The 17,860-nt window shown below is 68.2% G+C and carries 18 protein-coding genes; 9 read left to right on the top strand and 9 right to left on the bottom strand.

Features of this window, described 5'->3' with window-relative positions; translation table 11 throughout:
* Position 1: 1 nt before the first annotated feature.
* Genes AU197_RS14790 through glf form a run of 3 tightly spaced genes read right to left on the bottom strand, consistent with a single transcriptional unit; the run spans position 2 to position 3,745 of the window.
* Positions 2-574, bottom strand: coding sequence for a phosphatase PAP2 family protein (locus AU197_RS14790; RefSeq protein WP_082696686.1), 573 nt, complete (start codon positions 572-574; stop codon positions 2-4).
* Complete coding sequence (locus AU197_RS14785; protein WP_064403464.1) at positions 567-2,504, bottom strand: glycosyltransferase; 1,938 nt, start codon at positions 2,502-2,504, stop codon at positions 567-569. Before AU197_RS14785 ends, AU197_RS14790 begins: the two co-directional genes overlap by 8 nt.
* The gene (glf, locus tag AU197_RS14780; RefSeq protein ID WP_064403463.1) at positions 2,501-3,745 is read right to left on the bottom strand and encodes a UDP-galactopyranose mutase; all 1,245 of its coding nucleotides are present in this window, start codon (positions 3,743-3,745) and stop codon (positions 2,501-2,503) included. The genes AU197_RS14785 and glf overlap by 4 nt, the downstream gene beginning before the upstream one ends.
* 220 nt (positions 3,746-3,965) lie before the next feature.
* Between glf and AU197_RS14775 the strand changes: the two genes are divergently transcribed.
* Both AU197_RS14775 and AU197_RS14770 read left to right on the top strand, forming a co-directional pair.
* The gene (locus AU197_RS14775; RefSeq protein ID WP_064403462.1) at positions 3,966-4,865 is read left to right on the top strand and encodes a hypothetical protein; all 900 of its coding nucleotides are present in this window, start codon (positions 3,966-3,968) and stop codon (positions 4,863-4,865) included.
* A 192-nt stretch (positions 4,866-5,057) separates the two neighbouring features.
* The gene (locus AU197_RS14770) at positions 5,058-6,617 is read left to right on the top strand and encodes an N-acetylmuramoyl-L-alanine amidase (RefSeq protein WP_502687886.1); all 1,560 of its coding nucleotides are present in this window, start codon (positions 5,058-5,060) and stop codon (positions 6,615-6,617) included.
* Between the two features lie 3 nt (positions 6,618-6,620).
* Here AU197_RS14770 and AU197_RS14765 read toward each other — a convergent pair whose 3' ends face one another.
* The 3 genes from AU197_RS14765 to AU197_RS14755 are packed head-to-tail and all read right to left on the bottom strand — an operon-like array spanning position 6,621 to position 8,970.
* Positions 6,621-7,436 carry a Cof-type HAD-IIB family hydrolase gene (locus AU197_RS14765; RefSeq protein ID WP_064403460.1) on the bottom strand — a complete coding sequence of 272 codons (816 nt, stop codon included), beginning with the start codon at positions 7,434-7,436 and terminating at the stop codon, positions 6,621-6,623.
* Positions 7,433-8,188 (bottom strand): lysophospholipid acyltransferase family protein, encoded by a 756-nt coding sequence (locus AU197_RS14760; RefSeq protein ID WP_064403459.1) that lies wholly within the window; start codon positions 8,186-8,188, stop codon positions 7,433-7,435. The genes AU197_RS14765 and AU197_RS14760 overlap by 4 nt, the downstream gene beginning before the upstream one ends.
* 5 nt (positions 8,189-8,193) lie before the next feature.
* Positions 8,194-8,970, bottom strand: a complete 777-nt coding sequence (locus AU197_RS14755; RefSeq protein WP_064403458.1) for a lysophospholipid acyltransferase family protein — start codon at positions 8,968-8,970, stop codon at positions 8,194-8,196.
* Between the two features lie 127 nt (positions 8,971-9,097).
* Between AU197_RS14755 and AU197_RS14750 the strand changes: the two genes are divergently transcribed.
* Together AU197_RS14750 and AU197_RS14745 are read left to right on the top strand one after the other, a co-directional pair.
* Complete coding sequence (locus AU197_RS14750; protein ID WP_064403457.1) at positions 9,098-10,648, top strand: MBL fold metallo-hydrolase; 1,551 nt, start codon at positions 9,098-9,100, stop codon at positions 10,646-10,648.
* Positions 10,645-10,977 carry a hypothetical protein gene (locus AU197_RS14745; protein WP_064403456.1) on the top strand — a complete coding sequence of 111 codons (333 nt, stop codon included), beginning with the start codon at positions 10,645-10,647 and terminating at the stop codon, positions 10,975-10,977. The genes AU197_RS14750 and AU197_RS14745 overlap by 4 nt, the downstream gene beginning before the upstream one ends.
* A gap of 22 nt (positions 10,978-10,999) precedes the next feature.
* On the opposite strand, the gene serS is transcribed toward AU197_RS14745, so the two are convergent.
* Positions 11,000-12,259 (bottom strand): serine--tRNA ligase, encoded by a 1,260-nt coding sequence (gene serS / locus AU197_RS14740; RefSeq protein ID WP_064403455.1) that lies wholly within the window; start codon positions 12,257-12,259, stop codon positions 11,000-11,002.
* 93 nt (positions 12,260-12,352) lie between these two features.
* On the opposite strand from serS, the gene AU197_RS14735 reads away from it, so the two are divergent.
* From AU197_RS14735 to AU197_RS14725, 3 genes are read left to right on the top strand one after another with little or no spacing between them, the layout of a single operon-like run.
* The gene (locus tag AU197_RS14735) at positions 12,353-13,789 is read left to right on the top strand and encodes a septum formation family protein (RefSeq protein WP_064403454.1); all 1,437 of its coding nucleotides are present in this window, start codon (positions 12,353-12,355) and stop codon (positions 13,787-13,789) included.
* A gap of 16 nt (positions 13,790-13,805) precedes the next feature.
* The gene (locus AU197_RS14730; protein WP_156434429.1) at positions 13,806-14,144 is read left to right on the top strand and encodes a metallopeptidase family protein; all 339 of its coding nucleotides are present in this window, start codon (positions 13,806-13,808) and stop codon (positions 14,142-14,144) included.
* A 59-nt stretch (positions 14,145-14,203) separates the two neighbouring features.
* On the top strand, positions 14,204-14,395 hold the full coding sequence (locus AU197_RS14725; protein WP_064403452.1) for a hypothetical protein: 192 nt from the start codon (positions 14,204-14,206) through the stop codon (positions 14,393-14,395).
* On the opposite strand, the gene AU197_RS14720 is transcribed toward AU197_RS14725, so the two are convergent.
* Positions 14,375-15,061, bottom strand: a complete 687-nt coding sequence (locus AU197_RS14720; RefSeq protein ID WP_064403451.1) for a histidine phosphatase family protein — start codon at positions 15,059-15,061, stop codon at positions 14,375-14,377. The genes AU197_RS14725 and AU197_RS14720 overlap by 21 nt on opposite strands.
* The gene (pheA, locus tag AU197_RS14715) at positions 15,058-15,984 is read right to left on the bottom strand and encodes a prephenate dehydratase (RefSeq protein WP_064403450.1); all 927 of its coding nucleotides are present in this window, start codon (positions 15,982-15,984) and stop codon (positions 15,058-15,060) included. The genes AU197_RS14720 and pheA overlap by 4 nt, the downstream gene beginning before the upstream one ends.
* A gap of 111 nt (positions 15,985-16,095) precedes the next feature.
* On the opposite strand from pheA, the gene AU197_RS14710 reads away from it, so the two are divergent.
* Together AU197_RS14710 and AU197_RS14705 are read left to right on the top strand one after the other, a co-directional pair.
* A complete protein-coding gene (locus AU197_RS14710; protein ID WP_064403449.1) occupies positions 16,096-16,890 on the top strand; it encodes a DUF2470 domain-containing protein in 795 nt (264 codons plus the stop codon).
* A gap of 19 nt (positions 16,891-16,909) precedes the next feature.
* Entirely contained in the window at positions 16,910-17,677 is a 768-nt protein-coding gene (locus AU197_RS14705) for a CPBP family intramembrane glutamic endopeptidase (protein WP_064403448.1), read from the top strand.
* The last annotated feature ends 183 nt before the right edge of the window (positions 17,678-17,860 follow it).

Genomic DNA, 17,860 nt, shown 5'->3' with positions numbered 1-17,860 from the left:
CTCATGCGTTCCCTTCGGCGCGGTCGGCCACCGTGCCGACGGCCTTCGCGACGACAGCCCCGACCGCGACGCCGGTGAGGACGTCGCTGGGGTAGTGCACGCCCAGCACCAACCGCGACAACGCCATCGGCGGCACCAGAAGCGCCGGCAGCGGCAACCCGGTGACCCTGGCCATCAGCACCGACGCCGCCGTGGTCGATGTCGCGTGCGCGGAAGGGAAGCTCAGCCGGCTCGGCGTGCCCACATTGACCGAGATCGCGGGATGGTTCGGCCGTTCGCGGCGGACCACCCGCTTGATCAGCACCGCGGCGGCGTGTGCGGCGAACGCACCCGCGCCCACGGCCAGCCAGTCACGCCGACGGTCGGCCTGAAAGAGCGCCCCCAACACCGCGATTGCCAACCAACCGAGACTGTGCTCGCCGAAATGGGACAGCGCGCGGGCGGCCGACAGGACCGCGGGGCGCTCACCGAGCGCGGACTGCACCGCGACCAGCGCGGCCTCCTCGCCCCGCTGCTCTCGCGGGCGAAGCGCCTGGTCCTCGCCCGCCGGGCGCAGGAGGGAGCTCTCATCCATGTGCAGACGACTCCAGAAGGACCGTCTCCCACTTCTGCTTGCTGGTCAGCGTCGGCAACGCCTCGCGATACACCTTGCGCATCCGATTGAACTTGCGCGCGAGACGGGCCTGGCGCTTGAGCGATTCGCGCAGCAGTTCGAACATCTTCTCGCGGTCGCGCTGGCGGTACACGACCCCACGGCCGTCGGCGGTCGTCACCGTCACGCCGTCCACCCGGCACAGCGAGAACCACCGGGCGTCCTGGGTGGCGACGTTGATTTGCGGACGGCGATGATGCTCGGGGTCGTGCGGCCGCAGCTGGTGAATCACCCCACGCGACAACCGCGTCGAGATGGCCAGCGGATTGGTGGGGATCCGTACCTTCTTGCGCCAGCGCTTGTCCGACGGCGTCGGAAGCTCGGCTGCGCTCGGCAACACCACCGCGTCGGGATACTCCTGGCGCATCTTGCGCACGTCGGGCAGCGCCGACTCCAGGATCGAGAACAGGTGCTCCGGCCCGGCCAGAAAATCGTCCATCGCCTTGTTCTGGATCGCGACGGTCGAGTACTCAAGGCACAGAAGGTGTTTGAGTGTTGCCTTCAGATGGCTGGCGATCAGCCCGCTGACGTTGCCGTCCCAGTGCAGCGCGGCCACGACCAGCCGGTTGCGCAGGTGGAAATACGCCTGCCAGTCGATCGCATCGTCTTTGTCGCTCCAGGCCATGTGCCAGATCGCGGCGCCGGGAAGTGTGACGGTCGGATAGCCGTGCTCACCGGCGCGCAGGCCGTAGTCGGCGTCGTCCCACTTGATGAACAGCGGCAGCGGCTGGCCGAGCTCCTCGGCGACCTGGCGCGGGATCATGCACATCCACCAGCCGTTGTAGTCGACGTCGATGCGGCGGTGCAGCAGCTTGCTGCGCGATGAATCCTCGTCCGCCAGAGCGTCTTTGGCGAAGTTGTGGTCGTACTCGGTGTTGACGGCGTTGGTCCACATGAAGTTCTCAGAGTCGACCATCTCGCCCATGACGTGCAGGTGCGAGGGCTCCTGCAGGTTGAGCATCTGGCCGCCGACCAGTGTCGGCGTCTTGGCGAACCGGTTCATCGCCAACGCCCGCAGGATCGAGTCGGGCTCGACGCGGATGTCGTCGTCCATGAACAGGATCTGTTCGCAGTCGGTGTTCTTCAGCGCCTCGTACATCACCCGGCTGTAGCCGCCGGAGCCGCCGAGGTTGGGCTGGTTGTGGATGGTCAACCGGTTACCGAGGGCGGCCGCCGCCTCCTCGAAATTCGGATGGTCCTTGGCCTTGTTGTTGCCCTGATCGGAGACGATGACGGCACCGATCACCTCGTCCACCAACGGATCCGATGTCAGCGCAGCCAGCGCGTTGACGCAGTCGGCAGGGCGGTTGAAGGTCGGTATGCCGACGGCGATGTTGGCCCGGCCCGGTGCGGGCACCGGCGCATACCAGCCGGCGTGGTGCAACGTCGAGGCCGCGTCGGTGGCGATGTCGAACCAGATCCAGCCGCCGTCCTCGAATGGGCCCAGATCGACTTCGAACTCGACATGGGCGGGTCCACCGTCGCCCTCGCTGACGATCGGGGCACCACCGACGGTGATCCGCGCACCGGTGGCCTTGGACCGGTAGACGTCGACGCGCGCGCTACCGGTCAGCTCGACCCGCAGTACGACCGACTGCAGGATCGACCAACGCCGCCAGTAGCTGGCCGGAAACGCGTTGAAATAGGTGGCGAACGAGACCTGCGATTCGGTGCCGATCTCGAGTTCGGTGCGCGAAGGCGCGTGCGCGCGCTTGGCGTTGGTCTCGGCTTCCTCGATGTAGAGCTTGCGGACGTCGTGGGGTTCGCCTGGACGCGGCAGAATCACGCGGGCCAGCAGGCTGACCGCTTTCGATTCCGCGGATTCCAGTGCGCCGGAGGGAATCTCGCTCATGCGCTACTGCTTTCTGGGCCCGGTTCGGTCAGTGGCGCACCGTCACGCAGGTGCGGTGCGAGCGTGTTGTCGTACATGCTCAGCGCGCTGGCGATGGCCATGTGCATGTCCAGGTACTGGTAGGTCCCCAGCCTGCCGCCGAACAACACCTTCGCAGAAGCGGTTTCGGCCTTGGCCCGGGCCCGGTAAGCGGCCAGCAACGCGCGGTCGGCTTCGGTGTTGATCGGATAGTAGGGCTCGTCGTCGTTGTCGGCGAACCGGGAGAACTCGCGCATGATGACCGTCTTGTCGGTCGGGTAGGTGCGCTCGGGGTGGAAGTGCCGGAACTCGTGGATCCGGGTGTAGGGCACGTCGAGGTCGTTGTAGTTCATCACCGGTGTGCCCTGGAAGTCCCCGGTGTCGAGGACTTCCATCTCGAAGTCGAGGGTGCGCCACCCCAACCGTCCTTCGACATAGTCGAAGTACCGGTCGAGGGGCCCGGTGTAGACGACCGGCGCATCGGGGTTGTCGGCGCGCAGTTCGTCACGGACGTCGAACCAGTCCGTGTCCAACCGGACCTCGATGCGGTCGTCGACGGCCATGTTCTGCAACCACTTGGTGTAGCCGTCGACCGGCAACCCCTCGTAGGTGTCGTTGAAGTAGCGGTTGTCGAACGTGTAGCGCACCGGCAGCCGGGTGATGTTGGCGGCGGGCAGATCTTTGGGGTCGGTCTGCCACTGTTTGGCCGTATAGCCCTTGACGAACGCCTCGTAGAGCGGGCGCCCGATCAGCGAGATGGCCTTCTCCTCGAGGTTCTGCGCGTCCTCGGTCTTGATCTCGGCGGCTTGCTCCCTGATCAGTTGTCGCGCCTCGTCGGGCGTGAAGTACTTGCCGAAGAACTGCGACACCAGGCCCAGTCCCATCGGGAACTGATAGGCCTGCCCGCCGTGCATGGCGTACACCCGGTGCTGATATCCGGTGAACTCGGTGAACTGACGTACGTAGTCCCAGACCCGCTTGTTGGAGGTGTGGAACAGGTGCGCGCCGTACTTGTGCACCTCGATCCCGGTCTGCGGCTCGGGTTCGGAGTAGGCGTTACCGCCGATGTGCGGGCGGCGCTCGATGACGAGCACCCGCTTGTCCAGCTGGGTTGCCACGCGCTCGGCAATCGTCAGGCCGAAGAATCCGGAGCCGACGACAAAGAGGTCAAAGCGGGCTCCGGAGGGCAGGAGCGGAGCGACCGGGGAAACAGGCGTGGTCATCGGCAGCAAGGGTATCCGACCGCGACCGCGGCGCCCGAATCCGACAGGAGCCGAATATTGCGATCGGCTCACGATTACATATCGTCACTTTCGCCTCAATAGTCACACCAGTACCGTCGATCACGTCGGTTCCGACCACCGACAGTGCACGACCTGGGCTGTTCACCTGACCGCCCAGCCGACCACTAATAGTCGTAGCCCATGTATTGAGGAGACTTCCGTGCCGAACCGACGTCGACGCAGGCTGTCGACAGCCACGAGCGCAGTCCTGGCCTTGGCAGTCGCGAGTCCCGCTGCAGTAGTCGCCGTGACCGAGCTGTCGGAGGCCACCGAGCCGGCCCCCCAGCACCGCGAATTCGTCCAGGCGGCGACGATCACGGATCTTCCGAACGAGCTGATGTCCGCCTTGACCCAGGGCCTCTCGCAGTTCGGCATCAACCTTCCGCCGATGCCCACGGGCATCCTGACCGGAACGGGATCGAGCTCGCCCACGACGCTGACGTCTCCGGGGCTGACCACGCCTGCGCTGACCACGCCCGAGCTGACGTCGCCCAGCTTGACGGCGCCCGGCCTGAGCACGCCCGGCCTGACGGCTCCGAGCCTGACCGCTCCGAGCGCGACGGTCCCCGGTGTCACCGCGACCGCGCCCTCGCTGACCGATCCGGCGCTGACCAACCCCGCGCTGACCAGCCCGGGGCTGACCAGTCCGACCGGTGACGCCGCGCTGACCACGCCGGGACTGACCACACCCGGGCTGTCGACGCCACCGGCGCTGACCGATCCCGCGCTCGGCGCCACGCCGATCTCGTCGGCCACCGGGTTGCCCGCCCCGAGCGAGGTGCCGATCGCGGCGCCGATCGGGCTGGATCCGGCCGCAGGCACCTATCCGATCCTCGGCGATCCCTCGCTGGCGACGATGCCCGCGGCCACCGGCACCACCGGCAGCGGCGGCATCATCGGCGAGCTGTCCAGCATGGCCGATCAACTCGGCGCCGGTCAGGCGATCGACCTGCTCAAAGGCATGGTGATGCCGGCGATCATGTCGGCGGCCAAGCCGCCCGGCGCACCGGCGGTGCCCCCGGTTCCGGCCCCCGTGCCGGCTCCCGCGCCCGGCGCCTGAGACCTGTCACCAGACGGCACCGCAGAAGCCGCTTCGGCTCTGCGGTGCCGGTGCAGGTTGGGCCGTCGATTAGTTCGACTCCGAACCGTGTCGCACCACTAGCATCACCTGACACATACGTAACATCAGTCCGTGCCGACTCGCCGTCCCACGCCATCGCTGCTGTTCACCGCGCTCGCGGCGACCGTCGTGATGTTGCCGATGGCGCTGTTCGGCTTGCCCGGCGACGGTGACGACGCAGCGGTCAACGACGCACCGCAATTGGCGCAGCAACCGCTGACCGGGCTCGGCGGCGGGGAGACGATCCGCGAGATCCACCAGGACACGCCGTTCTCGATGGTGGCGCTGACCGCACAGGACTTCACCGGCACGACGGCACGGGTACGCGCCAAGAAGGCCGACGGCAGTTGGGGGCCCTGGTACGACGCCGAACCCCTCGAAGGTCTCGGCCCGGACGTTCCGGTCGCCGGACCGGTCGGCACCGAGCCCGTGTTCGTGGGCCGCACCACGACGGTGCAGATCGCGGTGACCCGTCCGCCCGACGCGCCCAGGACCCCGGAGGTTCGGCAGGAGCCCGCCCCCGAGCTGGGTTACGTCCCGGCGAACACCGAGCATTCCTTCGGACAGAACCTCAACGCGGTGCTGATCAGCCCGCCGCAGGCGCCGCCGGTCGACACGTTGCCTCCCCCGTCGGCCGTGAGCGCACCCGGGGTTCCGCCCAACATCATCAACCGCGCGCAGTGGGGCGCAGACGAATCGATGCGGTGCGGGCCGCCCCGGCTCGACTTCGGAGTCCGAGCGGGTGTGGTGCACCACACCGCGGGAAGCAACGAGTACGCCCCGGAGGACTCGGCGGGCATCATCCGCTCGATTTACGAGTACCACACCCGCACGCTGGGCTGGTGCGACATCGCCTACAACGCACTGGTCGACAAGTTCGGACAGGTCTTCGAGGGACGCGCCGGCGGTATCACCCGACCTGTCGAGGGCGCGCACACGGGAGGCTTCAACCGCGACACCTGGGGTGTGGCGATGATGGGCAACTTCGAGGTGGTGCCCCCGACGCCGATTCAACTGCGCACCACAGCCCGGCTGCTGGGATGGCGACTCGGCCTGGACCACGTAGACCCCCGCGGCACCGTGGTGATGGCGTCGGGCGGCGGGTCGTTCTCGAAGTTCCCGACCGGAGCGACACCGCTGCTGCCCGCGATCTTCACCCACCGCGACGTCGGCGCCACCGAGTGCCCCGGTAACGCGGCGTACGCGCTGATGGACCACATCCGCGACATCGCCGCACGCTTCAACCAACCGCCGGGGCCCGACGACCTGTCCGAATCACTGCGCGGTGGAGCGATATTCGCGAAGTGGGAAGCCATGGGCGGGATGAAGAGCCTGCTGGGCAGACCCACGTCGCTGGAGGCCTCCGGCGAGAACGGCGCCCGGTACGTCACGTTCGAACGTGGTGCGATCTACTGGTCTCCGGAGAGCGGCGCCGAGCCAGTCACCGGCGAGATCTACAAGGCTTGGGGCGCACTGGGTTTCGAACGCGGCGCACTCGGCCTGCCCACGAGTGGCGAAATTCAGGAGCCACTGTGGATCGTGCAGAACTTCCAGCACGGCACGCTCAACTTCGACCGCGAGAAGGGCACGGTAACACGCGTTTTCGACGGAGTTCCGGTGGAACTGCCGAAGCCCGACTTCGACACCGCACCCGTGCAACTCGAGCGCTTCACCCCGCCGATCAGCACCTGAGGCCTAGGCCCACCAACGCTCGAGCACTCGCGCGACACCGTCGTCGTTGTTGGTCGAGGTGACCTCGTCGGCCGCGGCCAGCGCCGCCGGATGGCCGTGTCCCATGGCGACCCCCAGGCCGGCCCAGCGCAGCATCGGTACGTCGTTGGGCATGTCGCCGAAGGTGACGATCGCGTCGGCGCTGATGCCCAGCGGGTCAGCCACTTCGGCGACCCCGGTGGCCTTGCTGATGCCGACCGGCATGACCTCGATCAGGCCGTTGTTGGTCGAGTACGTGATGTCGGCAACGTGGCCGATGTGATCGGTGAGCGTGGCCGCCATGTCAGAGCTGCGCGCGCCCGCCTTACGAATGAGCAGTTTGATCGCCGGCGCGCTGAGCAGGTCCTCGAATGACACCTCGGTGTTGTCCGGATTGAGCCACGCGTGTTCGTAGCCGGGCGAGCTGACGAATTGCGGGGTCGCGGCGTCGTGGGCGCTGTTGCCAACCCGCTCGACGGCAAGACCCGCCCCCGGGATTGCCTGCGTCGCGATCTCGGCGAGCTCGGCGAGATCGTCGGTGCTCAGCGTGCGCGCGGACACGATGCGGTCGTTCGCGGGGTCGTAGAGCACCGCACCGTTGGCGCACACCGCCATCGGGGCGAAGCCCAACGCGTCGACGACCGGTTGCACCCATCGCGGCGGCCGTCCCGTGGCGATCACGAACTCCGTGCCCGACTCCACCGCGGCGGTGACGGCGGCCCTGGTGCGCGCGGAGACCTTCTCGTCGTCGTCGAGCAACGTCCCGTCGACGTCGGAGGCGATCAGCAGGGGCGTGCTCATCTCTTGGCTTCGCGCAGGGCACGCTTGCGGGCGCGCTCGGCCAGTTCGGCCTCGTCGAGCGCCTTCGCCTCGTCAAGGGTGGGTGCGGAACCCCCGAGTCGGCGCGGCACCCAGTGCGCCCCTTCCGGGTGCGGATAGTCGCGCTGCGCCTCGTGCAACAGTTCGGTCATCGCCGAACGTAGATCCTGCAACGTCTGCTCCATCGTCTCGTTGGCCGGTACGGGGTTACCCAGCTGCACCGTGATCGGAATCCTGTTGCGGCGCAGACGGCGGGGATGGTCCTTGGTCCACAGCCGCTGCGCGCCCCACACGATGAGCGGGACGATCGGCACGTCGGCGTCGCGGGCCATGCGGGCCGCACCGGTCTTGAAGTCCTTGAGCTCGAAGCTTCGGCTGATGGTGGCCTCCGGATAGACGCCGACGAGCTCACCGGCGCGCAGACGGTCCACCGCGACGGCGTAGGCCCCCGCCCCGGCACGGCGGTCCACCGGGATCGTGCCGGTGTGACGGATCAGGAAGTTGACGACCTTCACGTCCTGCATCTCTTCTTTGATCATGAACCGCAGGCGCCGCTTGCGGTAATGCACCGCGAGCGCGGCGGGCAGCCAGTCGACGTAACTCGTGTGGTTGATCGCGATCACCGCACCGCCGTCGGCGGGGATGTTCTCCAGGCCCCGGTAGCTGATCTTGTAGCCATTGATCCTGACCGCCGACTTGACCAGAACCTCGAGCGTGTAGAAGACCGGCTCCATGGCGGCTACCCGGTCGCTCCGCTGGGGTCGGGACGCTGGGCGCGTCGGGCGGCCTTCTCGGCCGCCTCCTCCGCATCCATCCGGTTGGCCTCGGCGAGCGTCGGCGCGCCACCGCCCAACCGGTGCGGCACCCAGAACGCGCCGGCCGGATGCTCGCCGTACTGGTCCTGCACCTGCTCCAGCAGGTGTTGCATGCGCGAGTGCAGCAGCGCGGTCAACTCCGGAGCGGGCAGCGTCGGGGGGATCGGTTCCCCGACGGCAACTGTGATCGGCACCTTGGGCCGCCACATCTTCTTGGGATGGCCCTTGGTCCAGATCCGCTGGGCACCCCAGACGATGTGCGGGACGATCGGCACGTCGGCGGCGATGGCCATGCGGGCCGCGCCGGACTTGAACTCCTTGATCTCGAAGCTGCGGCTGATCGTCGCCTCGGGGTAGACGCCGACCAGCTCACCCTCCTTGAGCCTCTGGCACGCCTGGGCGAACGAGTCGGCGCCGCTGTCGCGGTCCACCTCGATGTGGCGCAGGCTGCGCATGAGCGGGCCGCCGATCTTGTGGTCGAAGACCTCTTTCTTCGCCATGAACCGCACCTTGCGCCCGAGGCCCTGCCGATAGGCGGGCAGCCCCGCGAAGGTGAAGTCGAAATAGCTCGTGTGATTGATGGCGATGACCGCGCCGCCGGTCTTCGGCAGGTTCTCCACACCGGTGACGGTGAACTTGAGCCCCTGCACGCGCCAGATCAGCCGCGCCAGCGCAATGACGGTGCCGTATACCGGTTCCACACCCGGCAGCCTAGTCGCGTGGCCGTGCCCGCCGAACCCGTCCGGGGTGCCCGCCACGCGTAGGACGGGTACGGGCCGGGGCGGGCTAGACTCGCGGCAGGCAGCCACATTCGCAGGAAGGGCATTTGTGCAGGTCACCAGCATCGGCCACGCGGGTTTCCGCATCGAAACAGCGGCCGGGAGCATCCTGTGTGACCCGTGGTTGAATCCCGCGTACTTCGCCTCGTGGTTCCCGTTCCCCGACAACAGCGCCCTGGACTGGGACGCGCTCGGCGACTGCGATTACCTGTACGTCTCGCACCTGCACCGCGACCACTTCGACCCCAAGCTGCTGCGCGAGCACGTCAACAAGGACGCCGTCGTGCTGCTGCCGGACTATCCGGTCCCTGATCTGCGCCGCGAACTGGAGAAGCTGGGCTTTCACCGGTTCTTCGAGACGACGGACTCGGTCCGCCAGACGGTGTCCGGCCCCAAGGGCGATCTCGGTGTGATGATCATCGCGCTGCGCGCCCCCGCCGACGGCCCGATCGGTGACTCCGGTCTCGTCGTGGACGACGGGGAGACGGTGGCGTTCAACATGAACGACGCACGCCCGGTCGACCTCGATGTGGTGCACGCCGACTTCGGCCATGTCGACGTGCACATGCTGCAGTACTCCGGCGCCATCTGGTACCCGATGGTCTACGACATGCCCGCACGCGCCAAGGAGGCGTTCGGCATCCAGAAGCGCCAGCGCCAGATGGACCGCTGCCGCCAGTACATCGCTCAGGTCGGTGCCACCTGGGTCATCCCGTCCGCCGGCCCGCCGTGCTTCCTCGACCCGGAGTTGCGCGACCTCAACGACGACCACGACGACCCGGCCAACATCTTCCCCGACCAGATGGTGTTCCTGGATCAGATGCGCACGCACGGCCACGACGGCGGGCTGTTGCTGATTCCCGGGTCGACGGCCACTTTCACCGGCTCACAACTGGATTCGCTGAACCACCCGCTGCCCGACGACGAGGTGGAGTCGATCTTCACCACCGGCAAGGCCGACTACATCGCCGACTACGCAGAGCGGATGGCGCCGGTGCTCGCCGCGGAGAAGGCGAGCTGGGCCGACGCGGCGGGCGAGTCGTTGTTGGAGCCGCTGCGCACGGCGTTCGAGCCGATCATGATCCAGAGCGATCAGATCTGCGACGGTATCGGTTACCCGGTCGAGTTGCGGCTCGGTCCCGAAACGGTGGTCCTCGACTTCCCGAAGCGCGCTGTGCGCGAACCGGTTTCAGCCGAGAAGTTCCGTTATGGCTTCGCGATTCCACCGGAGTTGGTGCGCACCGTGCTGCGTGACAACGAACCGGACTGGGTCAACACCATCTTCCTGTCCACCCGGTTCCGGGCGTGGCGGGTCGGCGGGTACAACGAGTACCTGTACACGTTCTTCAAATGCCTCACCGACGAGCGGATCGCCTACGCCGACGGCTGGTTCGCCGAGGCACACGACGATTCGGCATCGATCACCCTGGACGGCTGGGAGATCCAGCGTCGGTGTCCGCACCTGAAGGCCGACCTGTCGAAGTTCGGCGTCGTGGAGGGTTCGACGCTGACCTGCAACCTGCACGGATGGCAGTGGAATCTGCAGAACGGCCGGTGCCTGACCACCAAGGGCCACGAGTTACGGAGCGAGCGAAAGTGACTGTTCCGCAACAGCTCTACGACGACGGCATGATCCAGGTCGACCGGGAGGCGGTCACGCTGCGCCGGTACCACTTCCCCTCGGGCACGTCGAAAATCATTCCGCTGCGGTCGATCCGCGGCTATACCGCATCACCCCTGGACTGGGTGCACCGCTACCGGTTCTGGGGTAGTTCGGATCTGCGCCGCTGGCTGCCGCTGGATGTGCGCAGGCCGCTGAAAGACACGCTCGTCACCCTCGACGTCGACGGCAACCGGTGGCGACCGGCCTTCACCCCAGCGCACCCCGACCAGCTCATCGAGGTCCTCGACGAACTGCTGCAGTCTTAACTGCGGTCGCGGCGCAGCCGTCCTACTTGACCGGCGTCAGGACATCGGTTCCGACATACGGCGTCAAGGCTTGCGGGATCCGGACGCTGCCGTCGGGCTGTTGATGGTTCTCCAGGATCGCCACCAGCCACCGCGTCGTCGCGAAGGTTCCGTTCAGCGTCGCCGCGGTCTGCGGGCGCCCGTTCTCATCGCGGTACCGCACCGCCAACCGGCGCGCTTGAAACGTCGTGCAGTTCGACGTCGAGGTCAGCTCCCGGTAGGTCTGCTGCGTGGGAACCCAAGCCTCACAATCGAATTTGCGCGCCGCAGACGACCCGAGATCGCCCGCGGCGATGTCGATCACGCGGTACGGCACCTCGATGTCGGCGAGCATCTGGCGCTGCCAGCCCAGTAGGCGTTCGTGTTCTGATTCGGCGTCCTCGGGCTTGCAGTAGATGAAGCCCTCGACCTTGTCGAACTGGTGCACGCGGATGATGCCGCGGGTGTCCTTGCCGTGGCTGCCCGCTTCGCGCCGGAAGCACGACGACCAGCCCGCATAGCGCAGCGGGCCGCCGGACAGGTCGAGGATCTCGTCGGCGTGGTATCCGGCCAGCGGCACCTCGGAGGTGCCGACCAGGTACAGGTCGTCGGACTCGATCCGGTAGACCTCCTCGCTGTGCGCGCCGAGGAAGCCGGTGCCGGCCATGATCTCCGGACGCACCAGCACCGGCGGGATCATCAGCGTGAACCCGTTCTGGGTGGCGAGTTTGACGGCCAGCTGCAGCAGGCCCAGCTGCAGCAGCGCGCCGGCCCCGGTGAGGAAGTAGAAGCGGGCGCCGGACACCTTGGCGCCGCGCTCGAGGTCGATCAGGCCCAGCGACTCACCGAGTTCGACGTGGTCCTTGGGCTCGTCGATGCGCGGTGGCTCACCGACCGTGTCGAGCACGGCGAAGTCGTCCTCGCCGCCCGCGGGCACCCCGTCGATGATCACGTTCGACAGCGCCATGTGAGCCGCGGTGAACGCCCGCGCGGCGTCGGCCTGCGCGGCCTCGGCGGCCTTGACCTTCTCGGCGAGCGCCTTGGCCGCCTCCAGCAGGGCCGGGCGTTCCTCGGGTGAGGCCTTGCCCACCTTCTTGCTCGCGGCCTTCTGCTCGGCACGCAGATTGTCGGCCGCCGATACCGCGGCCCGGCGGGCGGCGTCGGAGGACAGCAACGCGTCGACGAGGCTCGGATCTTCGCCGCGGGCGCGTTGCGAAGCACGGACCGCATCCGGGTTTTCGCGCAGCAACTTGAGGTCGATCACGGGCGCAACCCTACTGGTCGATCCCCCAGGCCAGCACAACCGCGTAACTTTACAACTGCATCACTTGTCACAGCACCTGACACGCCTGTCACAATGGAGCAGATGTTGGAGGCACCCGGTCGCCCGTTCGAGGCGCACGACCCCGCCGACCCGCAGCAAGACGACACACAGGCGTCGGAGCGGGTGGCGTGGTGGACCAGTCTGCACGCCACGCCGACGCGCCGAGCGCTGGTGCTGACGGCCCTGGGCGGTTTGCTGATCGCGGGCCTCGTCACCGCCCTTCCGCAGACCGAAGGCGCCAGCGGGCTCACCGCGAGCACGATCTCCCTCGGCCCGCGGGGTAATGCGACATTCGAACACGCCAAGGCCGGCGACTGCCTCAACTGGCCCGACCGCACACCCGACGCCGCCGAGATCGTCGACTGCAGCCAGGAGCACCGGTTCGAGGTCGCCGAATCGGTGGACATGCGGACCTTCCCCGGCAGCGAATACGGTCCGGACGCCGCGCCGCCGTCGAGCGCGCGTATTCAGCAGATCAGCCAGGAGCAGTGCTCCACGGCCGTGAAGAACTACCTGGGTCCGCGATTCGACCCGAACAGCCGCTTCACCGTGAGCATGCTGTGGTCCGGGGACAAGGCCTGGCGCCAATCCGGCGAGCGCCGCATGCTGTGCGGGCTGCAGCTGCCCGGGCCGAACAACCAGCAACTGCCCTTCTCCGGGAAGGTCGCCGAGGTCGACCAGTCCAAGGTGTGGCCGGCGGGCACCTGCTTGGGCATCGACCCCACGACCAACCAGCCCACCGACATCCCGGTCGACTGCGCGGCGCCGCACGCGATGGAGGTCACCGGCGCGGTGAACCTCGCCGAGAGGTTCCCCGGCGGGCTGCCGCCCGAGCAGGAGCAGGACGGCTTCATCAAGGACGCGTGCACCCGGATGACGGATGCCTACCTGGCGCCCATCGAGCTGCGCAGCACCACGCTGACGCTGATCTACAGCACCATTTCACTGCCGAGCTGGGCGGCAGGCAGTCGTCAGGTGTCCTGCAGCATCGGCGCCACGCTGGGCAACGGAGGCTGGTCGACCCTGCTCAACAGCGCCAAGGGCCCGCTGCTGATCAACGGTCAGCCGCCGGTGCCGCCCCCGGACATTCCCGAAGAGCGGTTGAACTTCCCGCCGATCCCGATCACCGACAACGAGCCCGTCAACACCTCTCAGTCCACCAGCGGCCAGTCCTCCAACAGCAGTGACAGCAGCAGCAGCAGTTCGAGCGACGACAGCGCCCAACAGTCGACGCACGGTCAGCAGTCGCCCGATGTCCATCAGGGCGGCCCACCGACCGAGCCCGCCCCCGGCAACACTTTCCTCAACGGCGCGCCCCCGCCGGCTCCGGGCGCCCCACCGCCGCCGGGTGAACCGCTGCCGCCGCCGCCTGGTGCGCCGCTTCCGCCGCCGCCACCGCCCGCGCCGCTTCCGCCGCCTCCCGCGCCGGCCCCACCGCCGGCACCCGCGCCCGCGCCGCCGGGACCGTAGCCGCGTGGTCGTACAGATGAGCCCCCAACGGTTCGACGAACTGGTCTCCGAGGCGCTCGATCTGATACCGCCGAAGCTCGCCGACGCGCTGGACAACGTCGTGGTCCTGGTGGAGGCGCGCAACGACGAGGAACCCGACCTGCTCGGCCTGTACCAGGGCGTCGCTCTGACCGAACGCGATTCGTGGTACGCCGGTTCGCTACCCGACACCATCACGATCTACCGCGACGCGCTGCTGGAGCACTGTGACAGCGAACAGGACGTCGTCGACGAGGTGGCGATCACCGTGATCCACGAGGTCGCCCATCATTTCGGCATCGACGACGAGCGCCTCCACCAACTCGGATGGGGTTAGCGGGCCCGAGCACCGCGCGGCAACTGCGCTTTGTCGCCCGTGAGTGCTATCAAGGGGCCATGACCGAGTGCCGAGAATGCGTGGCGGGCCTCGAGCACTGCCACGGCACCGTCATCCACCACGCCGCGTATCGAGCGGAATGCACCGAGCCCGATTGCGTCACCCCGGAAGTCGCGCACGCGTTCGTGATCGACTGCGAGGCGATCGGCTGCGCGTGCGCGGTCGTGGTGTCAGCCCATCGGGTCGGCTGAGCGCAGGGCGTCCTCGACCGGCCGGACGTCGGGCTCGGGGTAGAACGGCGGCGTCATCGATCCCCACTGCAGGCAACTCCACCTGCCGTCGGTGATCGGTGCCAGCACGACGGCCTCCGTGTTGCCCAGATGGTGGTCGAGCGCGAAACTCCTCTCGACACCGGCCAGCACCGAGGACACCAGCCGGATCGCCGCGCCGTGGCTGACCACCACGATGTCGCCGTGCCAGGTGTCGTCGTCGAGATGGCGCATCCGCAGCTGGGTGATGGTGGGCACGTAGCGGTCCAACACGTCGTGTCCGGTCTCGCCGTTGGGCATCGCCACGTCGAGATCGCCGTCGTGCCACTTCTGGTAGATGGATTCGAACGTCGCGATCGCCTCGTCGTCGTTGCGATCCTCCAGGTCGCCCACCTGAACCTCGTGCACCCCGTCGAGTTCCACCGGCGGCAACCGCAACGAACCGGCGATCTCCTCGGCGGTCTGGCGGGCCCGGTGGGCCACCGAATGCGCCAGGATCGCGGGCGCGGCTGGCAGCCCCCTGGCGAACGAGCGCGCCTGATCGCGGCCGAGGTCGGTGAGTTCCGCACCGGGCGGGCGGGTGTCGAGGCGACGGTGGACGTTGGCCAGCGACTGTCCGTGGCGCACCAGCACCAGACGCCCGCTCACCGCTGTCCCTCCTTGAGTCGCCCCAACCAGCGGGAGGCCTCGTCAAGTCCGGGCGGAGCCGCGCCTGCGGCCGCTCCGGTCGGCCAGGATCCGAGGAAGCGCATATCCGAACAACGACGGTGCAGTGCCTTGAGTGCCTCGGCCACCGCATCGTCGTCGATGTGGCCGACGCAGTCGAGGAAGAAGATGTAGGTGCCCAAACCCGTTCGGGTGGGGCGTGATTCGATCCGGGTCAGGTCGATGTCGCGGACGGCGAGTTCGGTCAGCGCCGACACCAGCGCGCCGGGGACGTTGTCCAGTCGCAGCACCACCGACGTCCGGTCGGCGCCCGTGCGCGCTGGGGGGGGAGCGGGCGCTCCGACGAGCACGAACCGGGTGCGGGCGTTGGGTTCGTCGACGATGTCGGACGCCAGCGCCGCCAGCCCGTAGCGCTTGGTGGCCAGTGCGGTGCTCACGCCCGCGTCGGCGCGGCCGGCGGCGACATCGGCGGCCGCGGCCGCGTTGGAGTTGGCGGGCACCACGCGCGCCGACGGCAGATGCTCGGTCAGCCAGCGCCGCACCTGCGCGGCGGCGACGGGAAAAGCGGCGACGGTTCTCACGTCTTCGGCCGCCGTGTTCTCGCGGACCGCGATCGTGAACGAGACGTCGAGCGTGAGCTCGGCGAAGATCTGCAGCGGTGTGCCGCCGGCCAGACCGTCGAGGGTGGGCAGCACCGAACCCTCGATCGAGTTCTCGATCGGCACGCAGGCGTAGTCGGCATCGGCGTCGCGCACGGCGCTCAGCGCGCCGGTGGTGCTGTCGCACGCGACCGGCGTCACCTCCTGGGCGCTCGGCCCGCCGGGCAGCATGCCGGCGCTCGACATTTTGAGCAACGCCGCTTCGGTGAAGGTCCCCTCGGGACCGAGATAAGCGATGCGCGGCACGGGTTCAACACTATCGGGTCAGTGCGGTAATGCCGTTCCGCTGCACGAAAGCCTTGCGGGATCCGCCATCGCTTAGTTAAGTTAGGCTCACCTTATCTCAGAGGAGGCGGCATGGCGACCACGACCACGGCACCGACGACGGCCGAGCGGATCCGCAGCGCTTGCGCCAAGGCGGGCGGCGCGATGCTCGCGGTCGAGGGCGGCGAGAACGGGGCACCCACCGAGACCCCCGTCCATCACCTGCTCGACGACGGCTCGTTCGCGATCACCGTTCCGGCCGACAGCGCGGTGGCGGCCAAGGCCGTCAGTGCGGGTGCCGGCGGGGTTCAGGCCGTGCTGGAGATGACGGATTACGCGCCCCTGCCGCTACGCGAGCCGGTGCGCTCGCTGGTGTGGATCCAGGGACGCCTGCACGACGTACCCGCCGCCGAGGTGTCGGCCCTGCTCGACCTGATCGCCTCGGAAGACCCCAATCCCGCGCTGCTCGAGGTGAACTCGGTCGGCGACGGCGGCAAGGGCCACACGCTGCTACGGCTGGAGATCGACTCCGTTGTCGTCGCCGATTCCACGGGCGCCGAATCGGTCAGCGTCAGCACGCTGCTGGACGCGCGTCCGGACCCGTTCTGCGCCATGGAGTCCTGCTGGCTGCAGCACATGGAGTCCGCACACCGCGACGTCGTCGAGCGGCTGGCCAGCCGGCTTCCGATGTCATTGCGCCGGGGCCGTGTGCGGCCCCTCGGCCTGGACCGGTACGGCGTACAGCTGCGGGTGGAGACCGACGACGGCGACCACGATGTGCGGCTGCCGTTCACCCGCCCGGTCGACGACGTCACCGGGTTGAGCCAGGCGATCCGGGTGCTGATGGGCTGCCCGTTCCTCAACGGGCTGCGCGCACGGAAGCTGTGACGGCACTACCGTAGCTCCGGTGACCGGCGCCCCCGACGAGCTCACCGATCCCGCGCGCCGGGCTCTTCGCATCGAGATCGTCGTCGTCCTTGCGGTGACGTTCGGCCTGTCGGCCTACAGCGCGCTGCTGAACCTGATCGAGTCGGTGCTGCTCGGCCTCTCCGGTCAGGTCGTCGCGCTCAATCCGCGCCGCTCCCCTTTCGACCTCATCGACCTCGGCCTCAACCTCGTCTGGGTCTTCCAGCTCTCCGCATGGGGTGCGCTGGGCGTATACCTGTTGTGGCGCAGCGGAATCGCCCTCAAATCGATCGGGTTGGGCCGACCCCGCTGGCGGACCGACCTGCTCGGCGGGCTCGGCCTTGCCGCGCTCATCGGGCTGCCCGGCCTCGCGCTGTATCAGGTCGCCCGACTCCTCGGCATGAACGCCGACGTCGAGCCTGCCGAACTGTACGACACCTGGTGGCGGATACCGGTGCTGCTGTTGACGGCGCTGGCGAACGGCTGGGCCGAGGAGGTGCTCGTCGTCGGCTACCTGATCACCAGGCTGCGCCAGCTACGCGTGAGCCCGGCGGCCGCCGTGGTCGTCACCAGCGTTCTGCGCGCGCTCTACCACCTCTATCAGGGTTTCGGCGCGGGGCTGGGGAACCTGGCGATGGGCGTGGTGTTCGGTTATGTCTACCTGCGGACCGGCCGGCTGTGGCCGCTGATCGTCGCGCACGCGCTGATCGACGCCGTGGCCTTCGTCGGTTATGCCCTGGCCGCCGGCCACCTGGGCTGGTTGCGCTGAACATGCGGGTCGGCGACGTAGATTTCTCTAGGTGACCGACAACCGGCAACCGCCCCGCGGGTTCGAGCCGCCGCCGCGGCCGCGCCGGGAGCCGTCACAGGTGATCCGCCGCGATCCCAACTATCGGCCACCCCCACCGAACCCACCGATGGGCCGGCCCTACGCGCCTCCGCCCCGCATCCC

Source organism: Mycobacterium sp. IS-1590, from assembly GCF_001500025.1.
Lineage (GTDB): Bacteria > Actinomycetota > Actinomycetes > Mycobacteriales > Mycobacteriaceae > Mycobacterium.
This window is presented reverse-complemented; position numbering and strand designations above follow the sequence as displayed.